Source organism: Blastococcus sp. SYSU DS0828 (genome assembly GCF_054050975.1).
Genome location: NZ_JBJHAK010000020.1, coordinates 21,964 through 43,273, shown reverse-complemented (window position 1 = coordinate 43,273; position 21,310 = coordinate 21,964). Strand labels below are relative to the sequence as shown.

Sequence of the window (21,310 nt, the reverse complement as noted above, 5' to 3'; positions counted from 1 at the left end):
GAGCGTAGGACCCGGCGGTCATCCCGGCGGGGAGGTCGGCGCGAGCGGGGCGCCGCCCGGCCCGGGGGGCACGACCACGCCGCCGCCCGGCCCCGGCTCCACACCCGCGTCGGGGGGTTCCACCTCGCCGACCACCGGGGGCTCCACCCCGCCGACGGCAGGCGGCTCCACCCCGCCGACGGCAGGGGGCGCCACCCCGCCGGCGGGCAGCTGGGCCTCGTCGGCCGGCGGGCTCTCCGCGACGATGGTGCGCTCCACCGTCACCTCCGTGGAGCCCAGCCCACCGAGGGTGATGTCGTCGTAGGCCTGCAGCGCGCCGGTGGCCGGGTCGAGGTAGAGCACGGTGCAGGTGAGTGGTTCCGGGTACTCGCCCTCGAGCGCTCGCAGGCCGGCGCCGCCGGTCGAGCCCTGCACCATCAGCAGGGTTCCGTCGGAGAGCTCCTCGACCACCCGGTTGTGCGTGTGCCCGGCCAGCACCAGCGGCACGAGGCCGTCCAGCGGCGGCGCCTGCTTCGGGTCGTGCACCATCGCGATGGCCGGGTCCTCGGCCAGCGTCCGGGTGTAGTCCGCCAGCTCCTCGCCGGACCGCTCGAGGACGTCGGCGCCCGCGTCGTCGTCGCCGGTGCTCTTGTCCGGGGTGAACCGGGGATCAGGGGCGCCGACGATCCGGATGCCGGCGACGCTCACGTCCGAGTCGTCCAGGACGGTGACGTTGGGCTGGGCGGCGAGGATGCTCGCCGTGGTGGCCGAGTCGTGGTTGCCGCGGATGTAGACGTAGGGCACGCCGAGGTCGCCCACCGCGGTGATCAGCCGGTTCTCGGGCTCGCTGCCCCAGTCGGTGATGTCGCCGGTGTCGAGGATGCCGTCGATCTCGAAGCGCTGCGCCACCTGCCGCACCAGGTCGAAGCCGGCCGGGTTGAGGTGGATGTCGGACACGTGCAGGAGGGCCACGGAGTCGCCGGTGCCGCTCGGCGAGGGCAGCGCGGACAACGTCGCGTAGAGCGTGCCCACGTTGGCCACCAGGTCCTCGAGGGACGCCCGGTAGGCATCGAACCGGGCGACGATGTCCTGGGCGTTGCCGATCAGGCTGTTGGCGTTCACCAGCAGTCCGGTGTACGTCGGCTGCGACAGCGCCTCGGGGCGCCACGTCGCGGCGCCCAGCGCGCCCGTGCCGGCCAGCAGCGCCGCGGTGATACCGACGGCGATGAGCGGCTCGCGGCGGCGGCGCAGCACGACCCAGGAGGTGAGCGCGGCTCCGGCGAGCGCCACCAGCACGGTCACCCAGACCAGCCGGACGACGGCGGACTGCAGGTCCTCGGTCACCCGGTCGACGACGCCGGCCAGCCGCACCGGGTCGGTCGCCAGCGCCTCCGCGCGGGCCTGGTCGACCCGTTGCAGCGAGATGTCCAGCCGGAGCGGCCCGTCGTAGGCGTCGACCGCCAGGGAGCCCAGCGGCGGGACGGCGACCTCCGCACCGCCGGAGGCGGGGCGGAAGGCGAGCGTGGCGTCGAACGGCCCGATGGGCGCGGAGACCCGCGCGAACAGCAGGACCGCGATGACGGCACCGACGAGCGCGATGGCCACGCGGCCGGCCCATCGACCGGCCACCCGGGCCCGGCCGGGCCAGGGGGACGTCGACGCGGTGGGCTCGCTCACGTGGACCACGCTAGCGACGTCCGGGTCGTCGTTCCGATCGGCGCGGCGAGGCGCTCAGATCCGGGTGGGTGCGGGGCGGAAGATCCAGCGCAGCGCGAGGAACCGCATGAGGCCGATGAAGGCCGTCACGCCGGCGACCGTGGCGATCTGCAGCAGGGGGTGGGTGCCGTCGGTGAGGGCGTCCAGCAGCCCCAGGGCGGTGCTGGTCGCGAGCAGGCCCAGGACGGTGACGCCGCCGGCCTCCCACTGGGCGGTGAACCAGTGCACCCGCTGGTCGGCGTGGAACGTGCGCCGGCGGTGCAGTTCGTTGGCCAGCACCGTGGAGACCGCCGTCGCCACGAGGTGGGCCGGCAGGTAGCCCCAGCCGTGCCCCGCCACGAACAGCGCCGCGTAGACGACGGTGGTGACCGCGCCGACCAGCACGAAGCGCAGGAACTGCGCCGAGGTGGCGTCCCCGCGCAGGAACTGCGCCGAGGTGGCGTCCCCGGGCGGGCCCTGCGCCGTCGCGTGCGGCAGGTCGCCGACGGCGTCGGCGGCGTGGCCGCGGCGGAGCAGGGACGGGCAGGTCACGGGGGAGGGCCTCCGGTCGGTCGCAGGTGAACAGGTCAAGGATTCTCTTCGGCAGAACCCCTGTCACCTCTGAACATGCCTGGCGTCACTGGCACTCACCCGTGTCCTTGCTCACGGTCACCTGTGAGCACCTCGGTGCAGTCGTCGAGGCGCCGTGCGTCGGGCCGGGTCCGCGCGGGTAGGGGGCGGCCATGAGTCTCATGGGCTTCCTGGACCGCATCGCGGACGTGTCGGCGTTCGACAAGGCCATCGAGCCCGCACGGCGCGCCGTCCTCGGCATGCCGAGCGCGGTCAAGGACGTCCTGCACGGGACCTGGCTGGGGCATCCGCTGCACCCGGTGCTGGTGCAGGTGCCAGTGGGCAGCTGGGTGTCGGCCGGACTGCTGGACGCCGTGCCCCCGCTGCGGCCGGCCGCCACCGTGCTGATCGGCACGGGGGTGGCCGCGGCGGTGCCGGCGGCCCTGTCGGGAGCGGCGGACTGGTCGGAGCAGGGCGCCGGCGTCCGTCGGCTCGGCGCCCTGCACGCGCTGATGAACACCGCCGCGCTGGGCCTCTACGCCGGCTCGCTGGTGGCCCGGTCCCAGGGCAGGGGCGCACTGGGCCGGGCGCTGGCGTACGCGGGCCTGGGCCTCGCGGGGAGCTCGGCGGCGATCGGCGGGCACATGTCCTACGCGCAGTCCTCGGGCGCCTCGCACGCGGCCACCGCTGTCCGGGCACTGACCACCGACTGGGTCGACCTCGGACCGCTCGACGACCTGCCCGAGGGGCGGCCGACGCTGCGCACCGGGAAGGGCGGCAGCATGTCGGTGCCGCTGGCCGTCGTCCGCCGCGGCGCGCGGGTCGACGTCTTCGTCGGGGCCTGCTCCCACCTGTCCGGCCCGCTGGACGAGGGCGCGGTGGAGACGGTGCGCGGCAGCGAGTGCCTGGTGTGCCCGTGGCACGGCTCCGCGTTCGACCTCGACAGCGGGGAGCCGCGCCGCGGGCCGGCGGCCAACCCGCAGGAGAAGCTCGAGGTGCGCATGGACGCCGGCCGGGTCATGGCCCGGGTGCCGAGCCGGCACCGCTGACGCGGGGGTGGCGCCGCTCTACGCTGCGGCGCCATGAGGCGCACGGCCGTGGGTCTGGCGGTGCTGCTGGCCGCGGCCTGCGGCACGCAACCGGCCGGAGGGCAGGCGGATCCCCCGCCGTCGACCGCCGCGGCTCCGCTGGTGCCGGCGGTGCCCGGCGTCGCCGCCGAGGCGGTCCGCCTGCGCACCGACGAGGCCGTCGGCGGGCGGATCCAGGTGCGGGTCACCCACACCGGCGGCGCGCCGTACACGGTGACCGCGGTGGCGCTGGACGCGCCCGGCTTCGCGCTGCTGCCGCCGACCGAGGTGGCCACCGAGTTCGTGCCCGGGCGCGTCGTCGACCTGCCGACGCCCTACGGCGAGGCGGTGTGCCCGGCCGGTGACGGGCCCGCGACCGCCCGGCTGACGCTGCTGCGGCCCGACGGCACGGTGGAACACGTGCGGGTGGCGCTGGAGGGGGAGGCGCTCGACCGCGTCCACGGCGAGGAGTGCGGGGCCCGTGCGGTGGCCGACGCGGTGGAGCTCGGGGTGAGCGGGCCGCGGGCCGGGCCGGACCGGCTCACCGCCCGGCTGACGCTGGCCCGGCGGGGGCCCGACGCGCGGATCCTCGTGGAGCGGGTGGGCGGCAACGTCCAGTTCGACGTCGCGGCGGAGGTGCCGCTGGAGCTGCCCGCGGGGACCGGCGCTGCGGAAGGGTCGCTCACCTTCACCGTGGCCACGTGCGACGCGCACGTGCTGGCCGAGGCCAAGCAGCCGCACCTCTTCCCCGTCGGGGTGCGGATCGGCGGACGACCGGAGCTGGTGGTCGACCTCCCCGTCGACGAGGAGCTGCGTGCCGCCCTGGTCGAGCTGGTCCGGCAGGTGTGCCGGCGCGGCTGAGGCGGTGGGGGAAGAAGCCGGCCCGGCTGCCCCGGGGGGAACGGGTCAGCCGGGCCGGGGTCGTGCCCGCCCGGCGCCGGAGCGCGGGGCGGAGGATGTGGCGGACAGGGGCGCGGAGTCGCGTTCCCCGACCGGAACGATGATGACGGTACGTAACCGCCGGGGTCGACCGCGATCCCCTGAACGGGTGGACCGTACCGAATCACGGTGACCCACTGCACAGGAGGTGTGGTCCGTCGGCGCGCGGGCAACTCCCGAGGATGTTCTTCCTGTTCTCCAGCCGTCTCGGCTGCCTCGGCTCGCTGCTGATCTCGGCGCTGCTGACGCTCCTGCTGCTCCTGGTGCTGGGCGTGCTGTGACGACGACGCCCGGGGAACCCGTCCTGCGCGGACCGGTTCCCCGGGCGTTGCCGTGGTGTCGAGCGGGCTACCGCTGATCAGCCGTTGAGCTCCAGCGTCTGCATGGTCTCCGCGCGTACCCGGGCCAGCAGCGCCGGCTCGTCGTTCAGCGAGTGGCCGTAGGACGGGATCGCCGTCTGCAGCAGGGGGCGCCAGGCGTCGATGCGCTGGGGGAAGCACCGCTCCAGGAGGGTCAGCATCGCCGAGACGGCGGTCGAGGCGCCGGGCGAGGCGCCGAGCAGGCCGGCGATGCTGCCGTCCCCGCCGACGATGAGCTCGGTGCCGAACTGGAGCACGCCCTTGCCCGACTTCGGGTCCTGCTTGATGACCTGCACCCGCTGGCCGGCGGTGACCATGTCCCAGTCGCCCTGCTCGGCGGTGGGCACGAACTCCTGCAGGGTGCGGTGCCGGGCCGACCGGGTCTGCATCAGCTCGCCGATCAGGTACTTGGTCAGCGCCATCTCGGTGCGGGCCACGCCGAGCATGGAGCCGAGGTTGTTCGGCTTGACGCTCTTCGGCAGGTCGAACATCGAGCCGGCCTTGAGGAACTTGGGGGAGAAGCCGGCGTAGGGCCCGAACAGCAGCGAGTACTCGCCGTCGATCAGCCGCAGGTCCAGGTGCGGCACGGACATCGGCGGGGCGCCGACGGCCGCCTGGCCGTAGACCTTCGCCTGGTGGCGGCCGACCAGCTCGGGGGACCGGGAGCGCAGGAACATGCCGCTGACCGGGAAGCCGCCGAAGCCGCGGATCTCGGGGATGCCGGCCTTCTGCAGCAGGGGCAGGGCACCGCCCCCGGCGCCGACGAAGACGAAGCCGGCGCGCATCGTCACGCGGTCGCCGGTCTGGGTGTCGCGGACGGTCACCTTCCAGCGGCCGTCGCTCTCCTTCTCGAGCGCGTCCACCCGCTGGTTGACGTGGACGTTCACCCCGCGGGTGGCGGCGTCGTCGAGCATCAGGCGGGTGAGGGCACCGAAGTTGACGTCGGTGCCGGCGACCGAGCGGGTGGCCGCGACGATCTGCTCCGGGGCGCGCCCCTCCATCATCAGCGGCAGCCAGTCGGCCATCTCCGCCGGGCTCTCGGTGTACTCCATCCCCGTGAACAGCGGCTGGGCGCTCAGCGCGGCGTACCGGTTGCGCATGTAGGTGCGACCCTGCTCGCCGGTGACGAAGCTCAGGTGCGGAACGGGCGAGATGAACTCCTTGGGGGAGCCCGTCATGCCGGCGCGGACCAGGTGCGACCAGAACTGGCGCGACACCTGGAACTGCTCGTTGATCGTGATCGCCTTGCTCGGGTCGACCCGGCCGTCGGGGCCCGCAGGCGTGTAGTTCAGCTCGCAGAGGGCGGCGTGCCCGGTGCCGGCGTTGTTCCAGGGCCCCGAGCTCTCGGAAGCGACGGCGCTGCCCGACTCGAAGACCGCGACGCTCCACTCGGGGGCGACGACCTGCAACAGCTGCGCCAGGGTCGCGCTCATGATGCCGCCGCCGACGAGTACGACGTCGGGGTTCGCGCTGTCGGGAACGCTGCGCTCGGAAGTCACGTCTGCCTCTCTGGCTGTGTGCTCGGCCCGGCGCCGCAGCGCCTCCTCAACGATCGTCGGCCGGATTCGGCCGCTACATGCGATCGCGGGCGTATGAGGTATGTCACCGCGCTTCGTGGGTGCGGCTCCTCAAGGTTATGACCGGGTGCGCCGGGGTCGATGCGTGGGCCGACCCGGCAGTTCCCGATCGAACCTCGCCGGCGCTGCTCCGCGGCTGCTCGGCCGGCCGCCACGGTGCCGGCGCCGGGGCCGGGTGCGCCACCGGCGGTAGCCTTCCGCCGGGTGCCGCCGGCCCATCGGTCGCGCGCTCCCGGGCCTCTAGCTCAACTGGCAGAGCAGCGGACTTTTAATCCGCGGGTTGTGGGTTCGATCCCCACGGGGCCCACCGTCGGGCGTCCATCCGTCAGCCCCGGCGATTAGCGTGCCGCCATGGCCGAGCTGGTGCTGTTCCACCACGCGCAGGGGATGACGCCCGGGGTCGTCGCGTTCGCGGATGAGCTGCGCGCGGACGGGCACGTCGTCCACACGCCCGACCTGTACGGGGGGCGCACGTTCGACACCCTCCAGAACGGCGTCGCGCACGCTCAGGAGATCGGCTTCGGCACGGTGCTGGAGCGCGGCCGCGCGGCCGTCGCGGAGCTGCCCGAGCGGCTGGTCTACGCCGGTTTCTCCCTCGGGGTCATGCCGGCGCAGCTGCTGGCGCAGACCCGTCCGGGGGCCGCCGGCGCGGTCCTGATGCACGCCGCCGTCCCACTCGGCGAGCTCGCCGACGACTGGCCCGCGGGCGTGCCGGTGCAGTTCCACGTCATGGACGCCGATGAGTGGGGGGACGTCGACGTCGCGCGCGATCTCGCCGAGGCGATCGACGGCGCGCAGCTGTTCCTCTACCCGGGCGACCGGCACCTGTTCAGCGACCGCAGCCTGCCCGACCACGACCCGGGTGCGGCTGCCCTGCTGGTGCAGCGCGTGCGGGCGTTCCTCGCCGGCCTGCAGTAGAGCGCGACACGCCGGCGCGCCGGGTCCGCGGCGGGATGACCGACCCGGCCATCGGCCCCCGCCACGCTCGCGAACGGGTGGTTTGTCGACAGGTCGGCGTCCCGGGGAAGGGGTCACCGCGCGCCCGGGCACCGATCCGCAACGAAACGGACACGGGCCAGGCCCGGAACCGGTCCGAGCGGCCTTCGCGGGGGCCCGTCGTCCCTAGCCTTCGGGTCATCCGCGGTGCTTCCCAGCCGCGGAGCACCACCTGCGAGGAGCCCCCAGTGCACGCCACCGCATCACCTGTCCGCACGCCGTCCCTCCCCATGCGCGAGGTCTTCGACGACCCGGGTCTGGACCTGCTCAGGGAGCTGATGGTGGAGGAGCCGGTCCCCGCGCCACCGGTGGTGCGCCCACCGCACCCCGGGTGGGCGGCCCGGGTGCAGGAGTGGACGAACCGCGCGGCGTCCTGGGGCGCGGGGCCGCAGGGGGCCTGGCGTGCCTGGTGAGCTGCTGGCCATCGCCGGGCCGCTGCTGGGGTGCTGCGGGCTGATCGCGCTCGTCGTCGTCCTGGCCGCGAGCTCCACCGCCCGGTACGAGTTCGAGCGCAACGCGGTGCGGGCGCACCGCGCCACCGTCCACGCGCCGCAGCCCGCCGGCCAGGGCGCGGCCGCCCGCGCGGCCGCTGACGCCGCAGGCGTCGAGTCCTCCGGCGATGCGGCCGGGCAGCCCGGGGCGGAGCGGGCGGCTGTCGGCCTGGCCACCCACCCGGCCGGCCGGAGCCTCCCCGACACCACGGGGGCGACCGGCTGGTGGCTGGTCGACGAGCACGACGGTGCGGCGGTCGCCGGTCCGTTCGCGGACTCGCTCGACGCCGAGTGGGCGCGCCTGGCCGAGGACCTGACCGACCGCACGCGGGTCGTCCACGGCGGTCGGCGGGCGGACGGCGGCGTGGTCCGGCGGCAGTCGGCGGAGGAGCGCGACTGGCTGGCCGACCTGGGGGACCAGCTCGACCTGCTCCCGGAGGACTGGGACCCGTTCATGACCGACGACGACGACGTGCTGACCACGCTGGCCGTCGACGTCACCGCCGCGCTGCTCGAGGCCGGGCTGCCCCTGCACGACTGCGACGGCCGGGAAGGCGTGGGGCACGCCGTGGGCGGGGTCTGCCTGACCCCGCACCCGGACTCGGCCGGGGTCCTCGTGACCTGGCGTCAGCACGACCGGATGAGCGTCCACCAGGCCCGTGGCGGTGCCATGGAGGCCGCCGTGCAGCGGTCGATGACCGCGGCCGTCGTCACCGTGCTGCGGCTGATGGGCTTCGAGGTGGAGGAGTTCGGCTCCCCTGGGTGCCACCTGGTGACGGCACCAGCCCGCTGACCCGGGGGCGCGGACCGGTGTCACTCCCGGCGGTCGGCCCCCGGAACGGGTGGCACCACGAGCACGGCGCGCTGGCGCAAGCGGGCCGGTAGGCGGGCGCCGGCCGACGGCAGGCGCGCGGACTGCGGGCGGGTGGGACGGGGGGCCAGGTCGATCACGGATCTCCTCGGGACTGGGGCGTGCCGTGAGCATCCCCGGCAGGTCTGACGGTTTCCCTCGGCAGCGCCTGCGAACTGCCTGTGCCCCCTGCCCGTGTCACCTCACCTGGACGGGTGGGGACCGACCTCAAGTGCCGTGGATCACGGCCCGATAGGAGCAGCGTGCGCACACACCAGGACGTGGATAGCGGGCGACGGCGTGGGTTCCCGCTGCGGCGGTACCTGATCGCCCTGGTGCTCCTGCCCATGGTCGGCGTCGGGGTCCTCACCGTCGCGGCGGCCCAGGCGCGCGCGGCCGAGGTCGCCGGCGCGGAGCGTGCCGAGGTCGCCGTGCGCGCGCTGGCCCTGCTCGATGCCGCGCGCAGCGGTGTGGAGCAGGAGATGATCCCGGTCCTGTCGCTGTCGGTCATCGGCGATCCGGCGGCCGCGGCGGCCCTCGGGCTGCCCGAGTTCTTCCTGCGCACCCAGCGGCAGACCGCGATCGACGAGGCGGCTCGTGCGCGAGCAGTCACCGACCAGGCCCTGGCCCGGGTCTCGGCGGGCTCCGTCGGGGCGGCGGCCGCGGCGCGTGCCGCCGATGACCTGGCGGAGTTGCGCCAGGCCGACCAGGCGGGCCGGCTGGACATCGAGGCGCTGCACCTCCGGTTCCTGCGCGTCTCCAACGACCTCATGAACGCGCAGGCGGCGGCCGCCGCGGCAGCGACCTCCGAGGGCGTGCCCGGGAACACGCTGCGGGCCATCCGTGACGTCCAGACCGTGGCCCAGCTGGCGCAGGCCGCCGGCCGGCAGATGCCCCTCTTCATCGGCTCCCTGCTGGCCGAGGGCGGCGACGAGCTGATCGGCTCCCGCACCGCCTGGGAGACCCAGTGGCTGGACTACCTGGACGCCCAGCGCCGGATGGACACTGTCTCGGGGCAGGGCCTGCGGGATGCCTGGGAGGAGGTCCGCACCTCCGACGTCGTCACCCAGCTGGACGGCCTGCTCGCGCAGGGACTCACCGACGACGGCGGCGCCGCCATGCCGCTCAGCGACCTGGTCACCGTGCTGTTCCAGAGCCAGGACCGCAGCACGATGCTGGCCGAGCTGGTCGGGACGGCGGTCGACGAGGCCCGGCAGCTCGTGGCCGCCGACCTCGAGCGCGCCGGCGACCGGCTCCAGTTCGTCCTGCTGATGGGAGCCGGCCTGCTCGTCGCCTCGCTGCTCGGCGCCTTCGTCCTCGGCCGCAGCGTCACCGGGGCGCTCCGCCTGCTCGCCGCCCAGGCGACCGAGATCAGCGAGGGATCGCTGGTGGCGGTCGAGGTCGCCGGGCCGCGGGAGGTCCGGACGGTCTCGGCCGCGCTCGGGTCGGCCGTCGCCGGGCTGCGCCGGATCCAGGACCAGGCGCAGGCCGTGGCCCGCGGCGACCTCGACGACGCGCTCCTCGACGAGCCCCTGCCCGGCCCGCTCGGCGAGGTCGTGCACGCCTCGGTCAAGGCGATCGTCACCTCGGTGCGCCAGCGCGAGGAGCTGCAGTTCGCTCTCGCGCACCAGGCCACGCACGACCCGCTGACCGAGCTGCCCAACCGCGCGCAGGCCCTCACCCTCGTGACCTCGGCCCTGCACCGCGGCCGGCGGTCCGGGGAGATGACCGGTCTCCTCTTCATCGACCTGGACGGCTTCAAGGCCGTCAACGACGGCCACGGCCACGCGGCCGGCGACGAGGTGCTGCGCGCGGTGGCGGGCCGGCTCCGGGCGGCCGTGCGCCCGGGTGACGTCGTCTGCCGCCTCGGCGGCGACGAGTTCGTCGTCCTGGTCGAGCCGGTGCACGCCGAGCACGACCTGATCGACCTCGCCGAGCGGCTCATCGCCTCGGTCAGCGAGCCGATCCCGGTGGGGGCGCTGACGGTCGGCGTCGGCGCCAGCGTCGGCGTGGCGATCAGCCGCGACGGCGGCACCGACGCCGACGTGCTCTTCGCCGAGGCCGACACCGCCGCGTACCGGGCCAAGGCGCACGGCCGGGGCCGGGCGGAGATCTTCGACGAGACGCTCCGGCTGCAGCTGACCGAGCAGGCCGAGCTCGAGGCGGCCATCAGCCACGGCCTGGCCAGCGGCGAGATGCACCTGGTCTACCAGCCGGTCATGGACCTGGCGTCCGACCGGCTGACCGGGTACGAGGCACTGGTCCGCTGGGACCGGCCGGGCGTCGGCCCGGTCCCGCCGGACCAGTTCATCCCGGTCGCCGAGCGGTCCCGCCTCGTCGGGGACATCGACCGCTTCGTGCTGCAGGAGGCGACCCGTCAGCTGGCGCAGTGGCGGAAGGAGTTCCCGGTGGCCCCGGGGCGGCCCGAGCCGACGATCGCGGTGAACATCTCCGGCCGGCACCTCGCCGACCGGCGGGTGGTCACCGACGTCGCGGACGCGCTCGCCACCTCCGGGCTGCCGGCGCGGCTGCTGGTCCTCGAGGTCACCGAGACGGTGCTGGTGGACGACCCGGCCGCGTACGACCACCTGACCGAGCTGCGGGACATGGGCGTCGGCATCGCCATCGACGACTTCGGCACCGGGTACACCTCGATCGGGCAGCTGCGGAACATGCCCGTGGACACGCTGAAGATCGACCGCAGCTTCGTGGCGTCGGGGGAGCCCGCCCACCTCGAACTGGTCGCCCTGATGATCCGCGCGGCGCACACGTTCGGTCTCACCGTGGTCGCCGAGGGGGTCGAGGAGGACGCGCAGATGGCGCGGCTCCGGGCACAGGCGTGCGACCGGGCGCAGGGCTACCTGCTGTCCCGGCCGCTGCCCGCGGCCGAGGCCGGAGCGCTGCTGCGCCGGGAGGAGACGGCCGCCCCCACCACCTGAGCCCGTCGGCCCGGGCTGCCGTGCGGCTGCCGCACGCCGCCGGGTGTGCCACCATCCGGCCGGTGAGCGGCACATCGAAGACGTCGGCAGCGCACCTCGCGACAGAGTGGGGGAAGCGGGCATGAGCGAGCCCGGCACCCGGTCCCCCGACGCGGGCTCCGGGATCAAACGGCGCGTCTTCTACGGCTCGGTCGCCGGCGTCCTCGCGATCGCGCTCTGGGCGACGGCGACCCCGACGTCGGCCGCGGAGACGATCGGCTCCCTGGTCGGCTGGACGTCGGAGTGGTTCGGCTGGTTCTACATCGCCTTCGCCACCGCCGTGCTCGTCTTCGTCCTGGCCATCGCCTTCTCGCGGTACGGGAAGGTCAAGCTCGGCCCCGAGCACTCCACCCCGCAGTTCAGCACCTTCGCCTGGGCGTCGATGCTCTTCGCCGCCGGCATCGGCACCGACCTGATGTTCTTCGCCGTCGCCGAGCCGGTCACGCAGTACCTGGCCCCGCCGGTGGTTGAGGGCGAGACGGTGGAGGCCGCCCGCGAGGCGACCGTGTGGACGCTGTTCCACTACGGCATCAACGGCTGGGGCATGTACGCGCTGATGGGGATGGCGCTGGCCTACTTCGCCTACCGCATGAACATGCCGCTGGCCATCCGCTCGGTGCTGTACCCGATCTTCGGCCGGCGCGTGCACGGCTCGCTGGGCGACGCCGTGGACGTCGCGGCGGTCCTCGGCACGATCTTCGGCGTCGCCACGTCGCTGGGCATCGGTGTGGTGCAGCTGAACTACGGGTTGTCGGTGCTGTTCGGCATCCCCGAGGGCCGGGCCGCGCAGCTGGGGTTGATCGCCCTGGCCGTGGGCGTGGCGACGGTGTCCGCGGTGAGCGGTGTCGACCGGGGCATCAAGCGGCTCTCCCAGCTCAACGTCGTCCTCGCCCTGGGGCTGGCCGGCTTCGTGCTGGTGACCGGCAACACCGCGTTCCTGCTCAACGGGCTGGTCCAGAACGTCGGGGACTTCGTGAGCAGCTTCCCCGGCCTCACCATGGAGACCTTCGCCTACGACCGGCCGGACGAGTGGCTGAACGGCTGGACGCTGTTCTTCTGGGCGTGGTGGATCGCCTGGGCGTCCTTCGTCGGGCTCTTCCTCGCCCGCATCTCGCGGGGCCGGACGATCCGCCAGTTCGTGGCCGGGACGCTGCTGCTGCCCTTCAGCTACATCCTGATGTGGGTGTCGATCTTCGGGAACAGCGCCATCGACCGCATCCGGCAGGGCGATGCGGCGTTCGGCGAGACGGCGATGAACATCCCGGAGCGGGGCTTCTACACCCTCCTGGCGGACTACCCGGCCTTTCCGTTCATCGCCTCGATCGCGACCTTCATCGGCCTGCTGTTCTACGTGACGTCCGCGGACTCCGGCGCGCTGGTGATGGCGAACCTGTCCTCGCGGCTGCGCCGGCCGCAGGACGACGCGGCCGCCGGCGTCCGGATCGTCTGGGCGGTCGTGACCGGCGTGCTCACCGCTGCGATGCTGCTGGTCGGCGGCGTGCCCGCGCTCCAGAACGCGACCATCATCATGGGCCTGCCCTTCGCCTTCGTGATGGTGGCGGTGATGGTCGGGCTGCACCGCGCGCTGCGCAGCGAGGCCGATCGCGCCGTCAACCGCCACCGGATCGCTCCCTCCGGCCGGCCGGCCGCGCGGCGGCGCGCCCGGCTGCGACGGCGCCGGGCACCTGTCCCCACCGGCCGTGAGCGGGTCGACCAGTACCTCCACGAGACGGCGCGACCGGCTCTGGCGGAGGCCGCGGCCGAGCTGCGCGCCCGGGAGGTCGAGTCGGACATGCACTGGGCCGTCGACGACTCCGGCGCGCCCTGCGTCGAGCTCACGGCGCAGGCCGACGGCGGCGCGCCGTTCCGCTACCGCATCCGGCCCAGCCGCCCGCCGCGCCGCGGGGACGGCGCCCGGCCGTCGTCGGACCCGGGTGCCTCCCGGCTCGACGTCCAGGTCGAGCCGGGCAGCCCGGCGGGGGCGGGCGGCTACGACGTCATGAACTACACCCACGCCCAGCTCATCGACGACGTGATGGACCGCTTCGAGCAGCACGTCGCCGCCGCGGCCGCCCGCGGCTGAACCGCCCGGTCAGCCGTCGAGGAACGACTCGATCACCGGGGCCAGCTCGTCGGCCTCGGTGACCAGCGCGATGTGCCCGCCGCGGTAGACGTGCAGCTGCGCCCGGGGGATCAGCCGGGCCATCACCCGGGCGTTCACGACCGGGATGATCGGGTCGTCGTCCCCCGCCACCACCAGCGTCGGCTGCCGGATGAGCCGCAGGAACGGCAGGCTGCTCCACCCGGTGCTCGAGGCGAGCTGGTAGTAGTAGCCGCGCTTCGGGCCGACCCGGGTGTGCGTGTGCAGCGCCGCCGCCGCCCGCTCGGGGTCGGTGCGCATCGTCCCGCCGTAGATGAGGCCGGCGATCTCGCGGGCGTACTCCGGGTCGCGGTGCCGCCGCGGGGTCAGCATGCGGGCCAGCACGGCGGGGCGGGCCGGCACCATGAGGGAGCCGGTCGCCGTCGCGGCCAGCACCAGCCGCCGGCAGCGGCGCCGGTGCTGCACCGCGAAGTGCTGGGCCAGCCCTCCGCCCCAGGACAGCCCGAGGACGTCCACCGGCCGGTGGTGGCCCAGCCGGTCCAGCAGCCCGGCGACCACGGGGCTCAGCGTGGAGAGCAGGTAGGGGACGACGGGTGGCGGTGAGCCGCCCACGCCCGGCACGTCGAACCGGATGACGGTGCGCCGGGGATCCAGCGCGTCGACGAAGGGCTGCAGCACCTCCAGGCTGGCGCCGATGCCGTTCATCAGCAGCAGCGGCGGCACCGCGTCGTCGGTACCCGGCCGCACGGCGGTCCGGAGCGTCCGGCCCCCGACGGTGAGGCTGCGGACGACCTCCCGACTACTTGTCGAAGACATAGGTGCCCGGGGCCTCGGCGAGCACCTCGAGGCCGTTCCCACCCAGCTCGGCCGGCGCCGGCACCTCCTCGCCCGACCGCTCGCCGAGCCAGGCCATGAAGTCCGGCCACCAGGAGCCCTGCACCGTCTCGGCCGACCGCAGCCACTCCTGGGGGTCGGGTGGCGTGGCGCCCGCCACCTGGAAGGTGGACTTCGGGTTGCCCGGCGGGTTCACCAGGGAGGCGATGTGGCCGCTGGTGGAGAGGATGAACCGGCTCTCCCCGCCGAGCAGCTGGGTGGTCCGGTAGCAGGCCTGCCACGGGCACAGGTGGTCGGCGATCCCCGCGGTGACGTAGGAGTCGACGGTGACCGCCGACAGGTCCACCGGCGAGCCGAGCATGGTGGCCCGGCCGGGCTCGGTCAGCGCGTTGCCCAGTGCCACCTCGATGAAGTCGCGGTGCAGGGCCGCGCTCATCCGGGTCGTGTCGGCGTTCCAGAACAGGATGTCGAAGTTCGGCGGCGGCTTGCCCTGCAGGTAGTTGTTGACCCAGTAGTTCCAGATCAGGTCGTTGGGTCGCAGCCAGGCGAACACCTCCGCCAGCTGGGCGCCGTCGAGGTAGCCCTTCTTCCGGGAGCGTTCGGTGGCGGCCTGCACCTCGTCCTCGTCCATGAGGGCGGAGATGGTGCCGGCGCGGGCCCAGTCGAGGACGGTGACGGCGTAGCTGGCCGCGCGCACCCGGTCCTGCCGGCCGGTCGCGGCCAGGTGGGCCAGCACCATCGCGGTGATGATGCCGCCGGAGCAGAACGCCTGGACGCTCACCTGCTCCTGCCCGGTGACCCGCTCGACGGCGTCCATCGCGTCGAGGACCGCCTGCCCGTAGGCGTCCAGGCCCCAGTCTGCGTGCCGCTCGTCGGGGTTGCGCCACGAGATCATGAAGACCTGCTGGCCGCTGGCCACGTAGTGCTCCACGATGCTGCGGCCAGGCGCCAGGTCGGTGATGTAGTACTTGTTGATCGTCGGCGGGACGATCACCAGCGGCACCGCGCGCACCCGCTCCGTCGTCGGCCGGTACTGGATCAGCTCGAAGACATCGGTGCGGAACACCACGGCCCCCGGCGTCACCGCGAGGTCCTCCCCGACGGTGAAGGCGTCGGGCTCGACCATCGACGGCACCCGGGGCGGGTTCGCCAGGTCCTTGACCATCCGCCGCACGCCCTCGACGGCGTTCTTGCCGCCGGTGTCGATGACCGCCTTGAGGGCCAGCGGGTTGAGCACCGGCACGTTGCTGGGGGCGAGCGCGTCGACCAGGTTCGTGGCGGTGAACCGGATCCGCTCGTCGTCCTGCCAGTCGAGGTCGGCGTCCTCGATCAGCTCCCAGGCCACCCGCGCCGTCGCCAGGTGCGCCTGCATGGCCCGCCGGAGCAGCGGGTTGCCGCTCCACGCGGGGTCGGCGAACCGCTTGTCCTTCTTCCCGGGCGCGAGCTCCGAGCGGCCGAGCACGACCTTGCCGAGCTCGCGGGCCAGTTCCCCGCCGCGGCGGGCCACCACGTCCGGCTTGCGGGCCAGCGCCGAGCCGAAGCGCAGCGCGGTGCCGGCCGGCGGGACCAGCCGGCGCAGCGGCCCGCGGGCGGCGTCGACCAGGACCATGTCGAGGCCCGTAGCGGCCTCGGCGGCCTGCTCGGGGGTCCCGGCGGGGAGGTCGCTCTCGGGGCGGCCGGCGGTGGGTGTGGAGGCCGTCCGGTCCGGTTCGGTCGCGGGCTGCGCCATGGCGGTTCCCTTCGTGCGCTTCCCCGGGGGGGGGGGGGGGGGGGGGGGGGGGGGGGGGGGGGGGGGGGCCGCGCCCCCCCCCCCCCCCCCCCCCCCCCCCCCCCCCCCCCCCCCCCCCCCCCCCCCCCCCCCCCCCCGGGGAGGGGCAGTGTGTGACCCCGACCACTCAACCACAGCCCTCGGTACCCGGCAGGCCGTGCACGCAGCCCGTCAGACGATCGCGCTGGCCCCCGTGACGCCGCGGCCGACGATGAGCGTGTTCACCTCGCGGGTGCCCTCGTAGGAGTAGATCGCCTCGGCGTCGGCGACGTACCGGCCGACGTGGTTCTCCAGCAGGATCCCGTTCCCGCCCATGAGCTCGCGGGCCCAGCCCACGGTCTCGCGCATGCGCATCGTGCAGAAGGCCTTGGCCAGCGACGCGTGCTCGTCGGTCATGGTGCCCGCCATCTGCAGCTGGGACAGCCGGGCGCACATCGCCCCCGAGGCGGTGATGTTGCCGAGCATCCGCACCAGCAGGTCCTGCACGAGCTGGAACTCCACGATGGGCTGCCCGAACTGCTCGCGCTCCAGCGCGTAGCGCAGCGCGTGCTCGTAGGCGCCGCGCGAGCACCCGACCGCCGACCAGGCGACCCCGGCCCGGGTGGTGCGCAGCACGTTGGCCGTCTCCCGGAAGCTGTGCGCCTCCTGCAGCCGGTTCTCCTCCGGCACCCGCACACCGTCCAGGGTGATGTGCGCGTTCTGCACGGCGCGGAGCGCGATCTTGTCCTGGAGGTCGACGGCGGTGAAGCCTGGCGTCCCCTGCTCGACGACGAAGCCCAGCACGCGTTCGGTGTCCACGTCGCGCGCCCAGATGATGACCAGGTCGGCGAAGCTGGCGTTGCCGATCCACTTCTTCTCGCCGTCGAGCACCCACTCGTCGCCGTCCCGGCGGCACGTCGTCTGCAGGCCGCGGGCGACGTCGGAGCCGTGGTCGGGCTCGGTCAGCCCGAACGCGCCGATGAGCTCCATGCGGGCCATCGCCGGGAGCCAGCGCTCCTTCTGCTCCTCTGAGCCGCAGAGGTAGATCGAGCCCATGGCCAGGCCGCCGTGCACGCCCATGAACGTCGAGATGGAGGGGTCGCCCTTGGAGAGCTCCATCGCAATCATGCCGTCGAGCAGGGATGAGCGCCCCGGGCAGCCGTAGCCCTGGAGCGAGACGCCGGCGATGCCCAGCTCGGCCATGGCGGGGATGAGCTGACGGGGGAACTCCGCGCGGGTCCAGTACTCGTTGATGACCGGCGTCACCTGCTCGTCCATGAAGGTGCGAACCCGGTGCAGCAGCGCCCGGTCGTCGTCGTCGAGCAGCGCCTCGAGGTCGTAGAAGTCGGAGGTGATCGTCGACGGTTCGCTGCTCATGGGGGCTCGGGCCTCCTGGATCGGGGAACGGTGGTCCGCACCTACCCGGGGGTCGTGGTGGCAACCAGGCGTGCCGCGGGCCCGCCGGGGGCAGGACACCAGGTGACCGACCGACCGGAGGAGTTCCTCATGCGTTCCATCGCCGACCAGACCGTCGAGGAGCTGGGCGGGCCGGGCAGCGTGCTCGTCCGCCAGCGCCGCGACCACGCGGAGCTCGACCGGCTGCTGCACGAGCTCGACGGCACGACCGGCGCCGCCCAGGAGGAGGTGCTCACCCGCATCGACCGGCTGGTGTTCAGCCACGCCTTCGCGGAGGAGACCGTCCTCTGGCCGGTGATCCGCCGGGCGCTGCCCGACGGCGACGCCCTCACGCGGCAGGTGGAGGAGGAGCACCAGGAGGTCAACGAGCTGGTCAGCGCGCTGGAGCGCGACGGCCTGGACCACCCCGACCGCCCGGCGCGGCTGCGGCGGCTGGTGGAGGTGCTCCGCGAGGACGTGCGTGACGAGGAGGACGTGATGTTCCCGCGGCTCCAGGAGGCGCTCAGCCCCGAGGAGCTCCGCGCCCTGGGCCGGCGGTGGGCGGTGATGCGGCGGATCTCGCCCACCCGCCCGCACCCCACCGTCTCCCGTCGCCCACCGGGCAACGCGCTGTCCGGGCTGCCGCTGTCGCTGATCGACCGCACCCGCGACGTCGTCGACGCCGGGGTGCGCCGTGTGCCGGACCGGTTCGCCCCCGCCGGGCGGGCGGTGAGCCAGGGCCTGGCCGCCGTCGCCGGCGTGGTTGAGCGGGTGCCCCTGGCCCGGCGCGGCGACGGGCCGCCGACCAGCCGCTGAGCCGCGCGCCGCAGCCCGGGCGGCCCCGGCCTCGCCCGAGGAACGTCGACGGCCCCCTCCCGCAGCGGGAGGGGGCCGTCAGCCGCAGTGCGTGCTGCGCCTACGTCGCCGGATGCGACGAACTCGTGGTCATCAGCGGTCGATGACCACGAGTTCGTCGCACTCGGGCAGTTCGGTCAGGTCGTCTGCTTGTCGTCGGGCTCGTCCCGGGCGTCGAGCTGGATCTCCTTCTCCGCCCGCGGCACGCCCTCCTTCAGCTCCTTGGTGCGCTCCATCTCGGCGTCGAGCTCGATGCCGAAGAGCAGCGAGACGTTGATCAGCCAGAACCAGATCAGGAAGATCACGACGCCCGCGAGCGCCCCGTAGGTGGCGTTGTAGCTGCCGAAGTTCGCCACGTAGAAGGCGAACGCGGCCGACGCGACGACCGCCACCAGGATGGCGACGCCGGCCCCGGGGCTGATGAACTTGAAGCCGCGCAGCTTGGCGTTCGGCGTCGAGTAGTAGAGCACCGCGATCATCAGCGCCAGGATCACCAGCATGACCGGCCACTTGGCCCAGCTCCAGACGGTCAGGACGGTGTCACCCAGGCCGATCGCCTGGCCGACCGCGTCGACCACCGGGCCGCTGAGCACCAGCATGGCGACGAGCAGCGCCGCGAACAGGATGCCGACCAGGGTGATCAGGATCTGCAGCGGCTTGAGCTTCCAGACCTTGCGCCCCTCGCGCGTCTCGTAGACGACGTTCGCCGCGCGGGTGAAGGCGCCGACGTAACCGGAGGCCGTCCACAGCGAACCGAGGAGACCGAGGACGAGGGCGAAGCCCAGGGGCGCGGTGTTGCCGGCGATGTCCTCGATGGCCGGTCTGATGGTCTCGGCCGCGGACTGCGGGACGACCTGCGTCAACGCGTCGGTGAGCTGCTGCGGGCTGGTGAACAGACCCACGACGGCGGCCAGGGCGGCGAGCGCGGGGAACAGCGCCAGCACCCCGTAGTAGGTCAGCGCGGCGGCCCAGTCGGTGAGGTTGTCCTCGCTGAACTCCTTGGCCGCGCGCTTGAGCGTGCCGCCCGTCGTGGGCTTCGGATCGGCGCCGGTGGGCGCGTAATCGGCCCGCGTGCCGCTGATGTTGTCGTCCTGCGGCGCGGGATCGCCGCCGGCGCGGTTGTCGGTGAAGCGCGTCTCAGCCTTGGTGCGGCTGGACGAGCCGGTGGGTCGGGCCATGAAGAAGTCCTCCTGGGACGCGGGCGGTCGCGCCTGTCGATGCCCCGGACGAACTCGTTCCATGCCGGACGCGCCGGTAACGGTCCGGCCACACCTCTCACCGGCGCCCGTGCCCCGGTCAGCGCACCCCGGACACCGGTGACCACTCGCCCGCCCCGGCGGTGGCCTGTTCCACCTCCGCCAGCGGATCGCGGCGGCCTCGCCCGCCGCGGCGGTCGGCGAGCATGCCGAGCAGCGCGACGAGCACGACCACGACCGAGGCGCCGACGCCGATGAGCGCGACCAGCGTGAAGGCGATGGTCCGCGGCAACCCGGTGGCGGCGTCGATGCTGCCCGCGATCAGCGTGACGGCGAGCGTGCTGCCCAGCGCCTGCCCGACCGAGCGGGCGATCGAGTTCACCGCGTTCGCCACCCCGGTCTCCTCCTCCCGGACCGCGTCGACGACGAGCGCGGGCAGCGCCGCGTAGGCCACGGTGACCGAGACCTGGGTGAGCAGGCCGGCGACGATCACCAGCCACGGTTCGCCGCGTGCCCCGGCGAGCAGGGCGAAGCCGGCGACCCCGCACGAGGCGCCCGCGGTCAGGGTGGGCAGGCCGCCCAGGCGGTGGACGACCCGGCCCGCGAAGGGCGCGAGCAGGATGCCGACCACCCCGCCGGGCAGCAGGTAGACCACTGCTGCCTCCAGCACGCTCGCGTCGAAGCCGTACCCGGTGACCTCCGGGTCGGCCTGCACGTACTGCAGGACGGCGAGGAAGGAGGCGAACAGCGCGATCCCGCTCATGAGGCCGGCCACGTTCGGGACGAGGGTGCGCCGGTCGGCGAGCATGGACGGGCGCACCAGCGGTTCGGCGGTGCGCCGCTGCAGCGCCACCCACGCGGTCAGGACGACGCCCGAGCCGGCGAGGCAGCCGAGCGTGCCCGGTGAGGCCCAACCCCAGGTGTGCCCCTGGGAGAGGGGCAGGAGAAGGAGCACCAGGCCCAAGCCCAGCACCAGGGCGCCCCACCAGTCGACCCGGCCGCTCGCCGAGACCCGGCGGCGGGGGAGCAGCCAGGCGGCGAGCAGCAGGGCGACGAGGGCGATGCCCAGCCCCAGCCAGAAGGCGTGCCGGTAGTCGCCGTCGTCGCCGGTGATCAGCCCGGTGGCGACCAGGCCGACGACGCCGCCCACCGCGAGCGTGCTGCTGACCACCGACATCGCCACGCTCAGCCGGGCCTCGGGGAGCTCCCGTCGCAGGACGCTGATCGACAGGGGGAAGAGGCCGTAGGACGCCCCCTGCAGGACCCGGCCGGCCAGCAGCAGCGGCAGGGACTCCGTCAGGACGATCAGCAGGGTGCCCAGCACGACCGCGACCAGGATGCCGAGGATGACGGGGCGCTCGCCCTTCAGGTCGCCGAGCCGGCCGAGCACCGGGGTCAGGACGGCGGCGGCGAGCAGGTTGGCGGTGAGCACCCAGCCAGCGGCCCCGGGTGAGACCCCGAGCTGCTCCTCGATCCGTCCCAGCGCCGGCACGACCAGGCTCTGCAGCAGCGACAGCGTGGTGACGCCCAGGGAGAGGGCCACGACCAACGCCACGGGACGGGTGCCGGAACCGGTGCCGGCCGCCGGAGCTGCTGTGGGTTCGGACACGCTGTGATGCAACCACGCCGCGGTTCCCCGCTCGGCGCGCGTAACGGTTGTGCATCGGATCACACCCGGCCA

General features: G+C 74.1%; 16 protein-coding genes and 1 tRNA gene. 9 read left to right on the top strand and 8 right to left on the bottom strand.

The window, feature by feature from the left end; translation table 11 throughout:
• Positions 1-18: 18 nt before the first annotated feature.
• Together ACI79Q_RS15395 and ACI79Q_RS15390 are read right to left on the bottom strand one after the other, a co-directional pair.
• Positions 19-1,656 carry a metallophosphoesterase family protein gene (locus ACI79Q_RS15395; protein ID WP_456590001.1) on the bottom strand — a complete coding sequence of 546 codons (1,638 nt, stop codon included), beginning with the start codon at positions 1,654-1,656 and terminating at the stop codon, positions 19-21.
• Positions 1,657-1,710: 54 nt separating this feature from the next.
• Positions 1,711-2,226 (bottom strand): GtrA family protein, encoded by a 516-nt coding sequence (locus ACI79Q_RS15390; protein ID WP_456590000.1) that lies wholly within the window; start codon positions 2,224-2,226, stop codon positions 1,711-1,713.
• A 191-nt stretch (positions 2,227-2,417) separates the two neighbouring features.
• Between ACI79Q_RS15390 and ACI79Q_RS15385 the strand changes: the two genes are divergently transcribed.
• Together ACI79Q_RS15385 and ACI79Q_RS15380 are read left to right on the top strand one after the other, a co-directional pair.
• Positions 2,418-3,293 carry a Rieske 2Fe-2S domain-containing protein gene (locus ACI79Q_RS15385; protein ID WP_456589999.1) on the top strand — a complete coding sequence of 292 codons (876 nt, stop codon included), beginning with the start codon at positions 2,418-2,420 and terminating at the stop codon, positions 3,291-3,293.
• Positions 3,294-3,326: 33 nt separating this feature from the next.
• Positions 3,327-4,172, top strand: a complete 846-nt coding sequence (locus tag ACI79Q_RS15380) for a hypothetical protein (RefSeq protein ID WP_456614961.1) — start codon at positions 3,327-3,329, stop codon at positions 4,170-4,172.
• A 436-nt stretch (positions 4,173-4,608) separates the two neighbouring features.
• On the opposite strand, the gene ACI79Q_RS15375 is transcribed toward ACI79Q_RS15380, so the two are convergent.
• Positions 4,609-6,108, bottom strand: a complete 1,500-nt coding sequence (locus ACI79Q_RS15375) for a malate:quinone oxidoreductase (protein ID WP_456614960.1) — start codon at positions 6,106-6,108, stop codon at positions 4,609-4,611.
• A gap of 312 nt (positions 6,109-6,420) precedes the next feature.
• Here ACI79Q_RS15375 and ACI79Q_RS15370 point away from each other — a divergent pair.
• The 6 genes from ACI79Q_RS15370 to betT all read left to right on the top strand — a co-directional run bounded on the left by ACI79Q_RS15370 (position 6,421) and on the right by betT (position 13,584).
• Positions 6,421-6,493 (top strand) — tRNA-Lys (locus ACI79Q_RS15370).
• Positions 6,494-6,537: 44 nt separating this feature from the next.
• The gene (locus ACI79Q_RS15365) at positions 6,538-7,104 is read left to right on the top strand and encodes a dienelactone hydrolase family protein (protein WP_456614959.1); all 567 of its coding nucleotides are present in this window, start codon (positions 6,538-6,540) and stop codon (positions 7,102-7,104) included.
• Between the two features lie 266 nt (positions 7,105-7,370).
• The gene (locus tag ACI79Q_RS15360) at positions 7,371-7,595 is read left to right on the top strand and encodes a hypothetical protein (protein ID WP_456614958.1); all 225 of its coding nucleotides are present in this window, start codon (positions 7,371-7,373) and stop codon (positions 7,593-7,595) included.
• Positions 7,585-8,466 (top strand): hypothetical protein, encoded by an 882-nt coding sequence (locus ACI79Q_RS15355; RefSeq protein ID WP_456600014.1) that lies wholly within the window; start codon positions 7,585-7,587, stop codon positions 8,464-8,466. Before ACI79Q_RS15360 ends, ACI79Q_RS15355 begins: the two co-directional genes overlap by 11 nt.
• A gap of 338 nt (positions 8,467-8,804) precedes the next feature.
• Complete coding sequence (locus ACI79Q_RS15350) at positions 8,805-11,462, top strand: putative bifunctional diguanylate cyclase/phosphodiesterase (RefSeq protein WP_456600015.1); 2,658 nt, start codon at positions 8,805-8,807, stop codon at positions 11,460-11,462.
• A gap of 121 nt (positions 11,463-11,583) precedes the next feature.
• Complete coding sequence (gene betT / locus ACI79Q_RS15345; protein WP_456589987.1) at positions 11,584-13,584, top strand: choline BCCT transporter BetT; 2,001 nt, start codon at positions 11,584-11,586, stop codon at positions 13,582-13,584.
• A 9-nt stretch (positions 13,585-13,593) separates the two neighbouring features.
• Here the strand turns inward: betT and phaZ are convergent, their stop codons facing one another.
• From phaZ to ACI79Q_RS15330, 3 genes are all read right to left on the bottom strand, one after another.
• Positions 13,594-14,418 carry a poly(3-hydroxyalkanoate) depolymerase gene (gene phaZ / locus ACI79Q_RS15340; RefSeq protein WP_456589986.1) on the bottom strand — a complete coding sequence of 275 codons (825 nt, stop codon included), beginning with the start codon at positions 14,416-14,418 and terminating at the stop codon, positions 13,594-13,596.
• The gene (locus ACI79Q_RS15335; protein WP_456589985.1) at positions 14,402-16,165 is read right to left on the bottom strand and encodes a PHA/PHB synthase family protein; all 1,764 of its coding nucleotides are present in this window, start codon (positions 16,163-16,165) and stop codon (positions 14,402-14,404) included. Before ACI79Q_RS15335 ends, phaZ begins: the two co-directional genes overlap by 17 nt.
• A gap of 210 nt (positions 16,166-16,375) precedes the next feature.
• Positions 16,376-17,560, bottom strand: coding sequence for an acyl-CoA dehydrogenase family protein (locus ACI79Q_RS15330; RefSeq protein WP_456596203.1), 1,185 nt, complete (start codon positions 17,558-17,560; stop codon positions 16,376-16,378).
• 102 nt (positions 17,561-17,662) lie between these two features.
• Between ACI79Q_RS15330 and ACI79Q_RS15325 the strand changes: the two genes are divergently transcribed.
• Positions 17,663-18,394 (top strand): hemerythrin domain-containing protein, encoded by a 732-nt coding sequence (locus tag ACI79Q_RS15325; RefSeq protein WP_456614957.1) that lies wholly within the window; start codon positions 17,663-17,665, stop codon positions 18,392-18,394.
• 176 nt (positions 18,395-18,570) lie between these two features.
• On the opposite strand, the gene ACI79Q_RS15320 is transcribed toward ACI79Q_RS15325, so the two are convergent.
• Positions 18,571-19,611 carry a YihY/virulence factor BrkB family protein gene (locus tag ACI79Q_RS15320; protein WP_456589982.1) on the bottom strand — a complete coding sequence of 347 codons (1,041 nt, stop codon included), beginning with the start codon at positions 19,609-19,611 and terminating at the stop codon, positions 18,571-18,573.
• 118 nt (positions 19,612-19,729) lie between these two features.
• Positions 19,730-21,238 (bottom strand): MFS transporter, encoded by a 1,509-nt coding sequence (locus tag ACI79Q_RS15315; RefSeq protein ID WP_456614956.1) that lies wholly within the window; start codon positions 21,236-21,238, stop codon positions 19,730-19,732.
• Between the last annotated feature and the right edge of the window lie 72 nt (positions 21,239-21,310).

Excerpts from the sequence above, each read along its gene's own strand:
- ACI79Q_RS15385 (WP_456589999.1), top strand. The coding sequence starts at position 2,418 with ATGAGTCTCATGGGCTTCCTGGACCGCATCGCGGACGTGTCGGCGTTC.
- ACI79Q_RS15380 (WP_456614961.1), top strand. The coding sequence starts at position 3,327 with ATGAGGCGCACGGCCGTGGGTCTGGCGGTGCTGCTGGCCGCGGCCTGC.
- ACI79Q_RS15365 (WP_456614959.1), top strand. The coding sequence starts at position 6,538 with ATGGCCGAGCTGGTGCTGTTCCACCACGCGCAGGGGATGACGCCCGGG.
- betT (WP_456589987.1), top strand. The coding sequence starts at position 11,584 with ATGAGCGAGCCCGGCACCCGGTCCCCCGACGCGGGCTCCGGGATCAAA.
- phaZ (WP_456589986.1), bottom strand. The coding sequence starts at position 14,418 with ATGTCTTCGACAAGTAGTCGGGAGGTCGTCCGCAGCCTCACCGTCGGG.
- ACI79Q_RS15335 (WP_456589985.1), bottom strand. The coding sequence starts at position 16,165 with ATGGCGCAGCCCGCGACCGAACCGGACCGGACGGCCTCCACACCCACC.
- ACI79Q_RS15330 (WP_456596203.1), bottom strand. The coding sequence starts at position 17,560 with ATGAGCAGCGAACCGTCGACGATCACCTCCGACTTCTACGACCTCGAG.
- ACI79Q_RS15320 (WP_456589982.1), bottom strand. The coding sequence starts at position 19,611 with ATGGCCCGACCCACCGGCTCGTCCAGCCGCACCAAGGCTGAGACGCGC.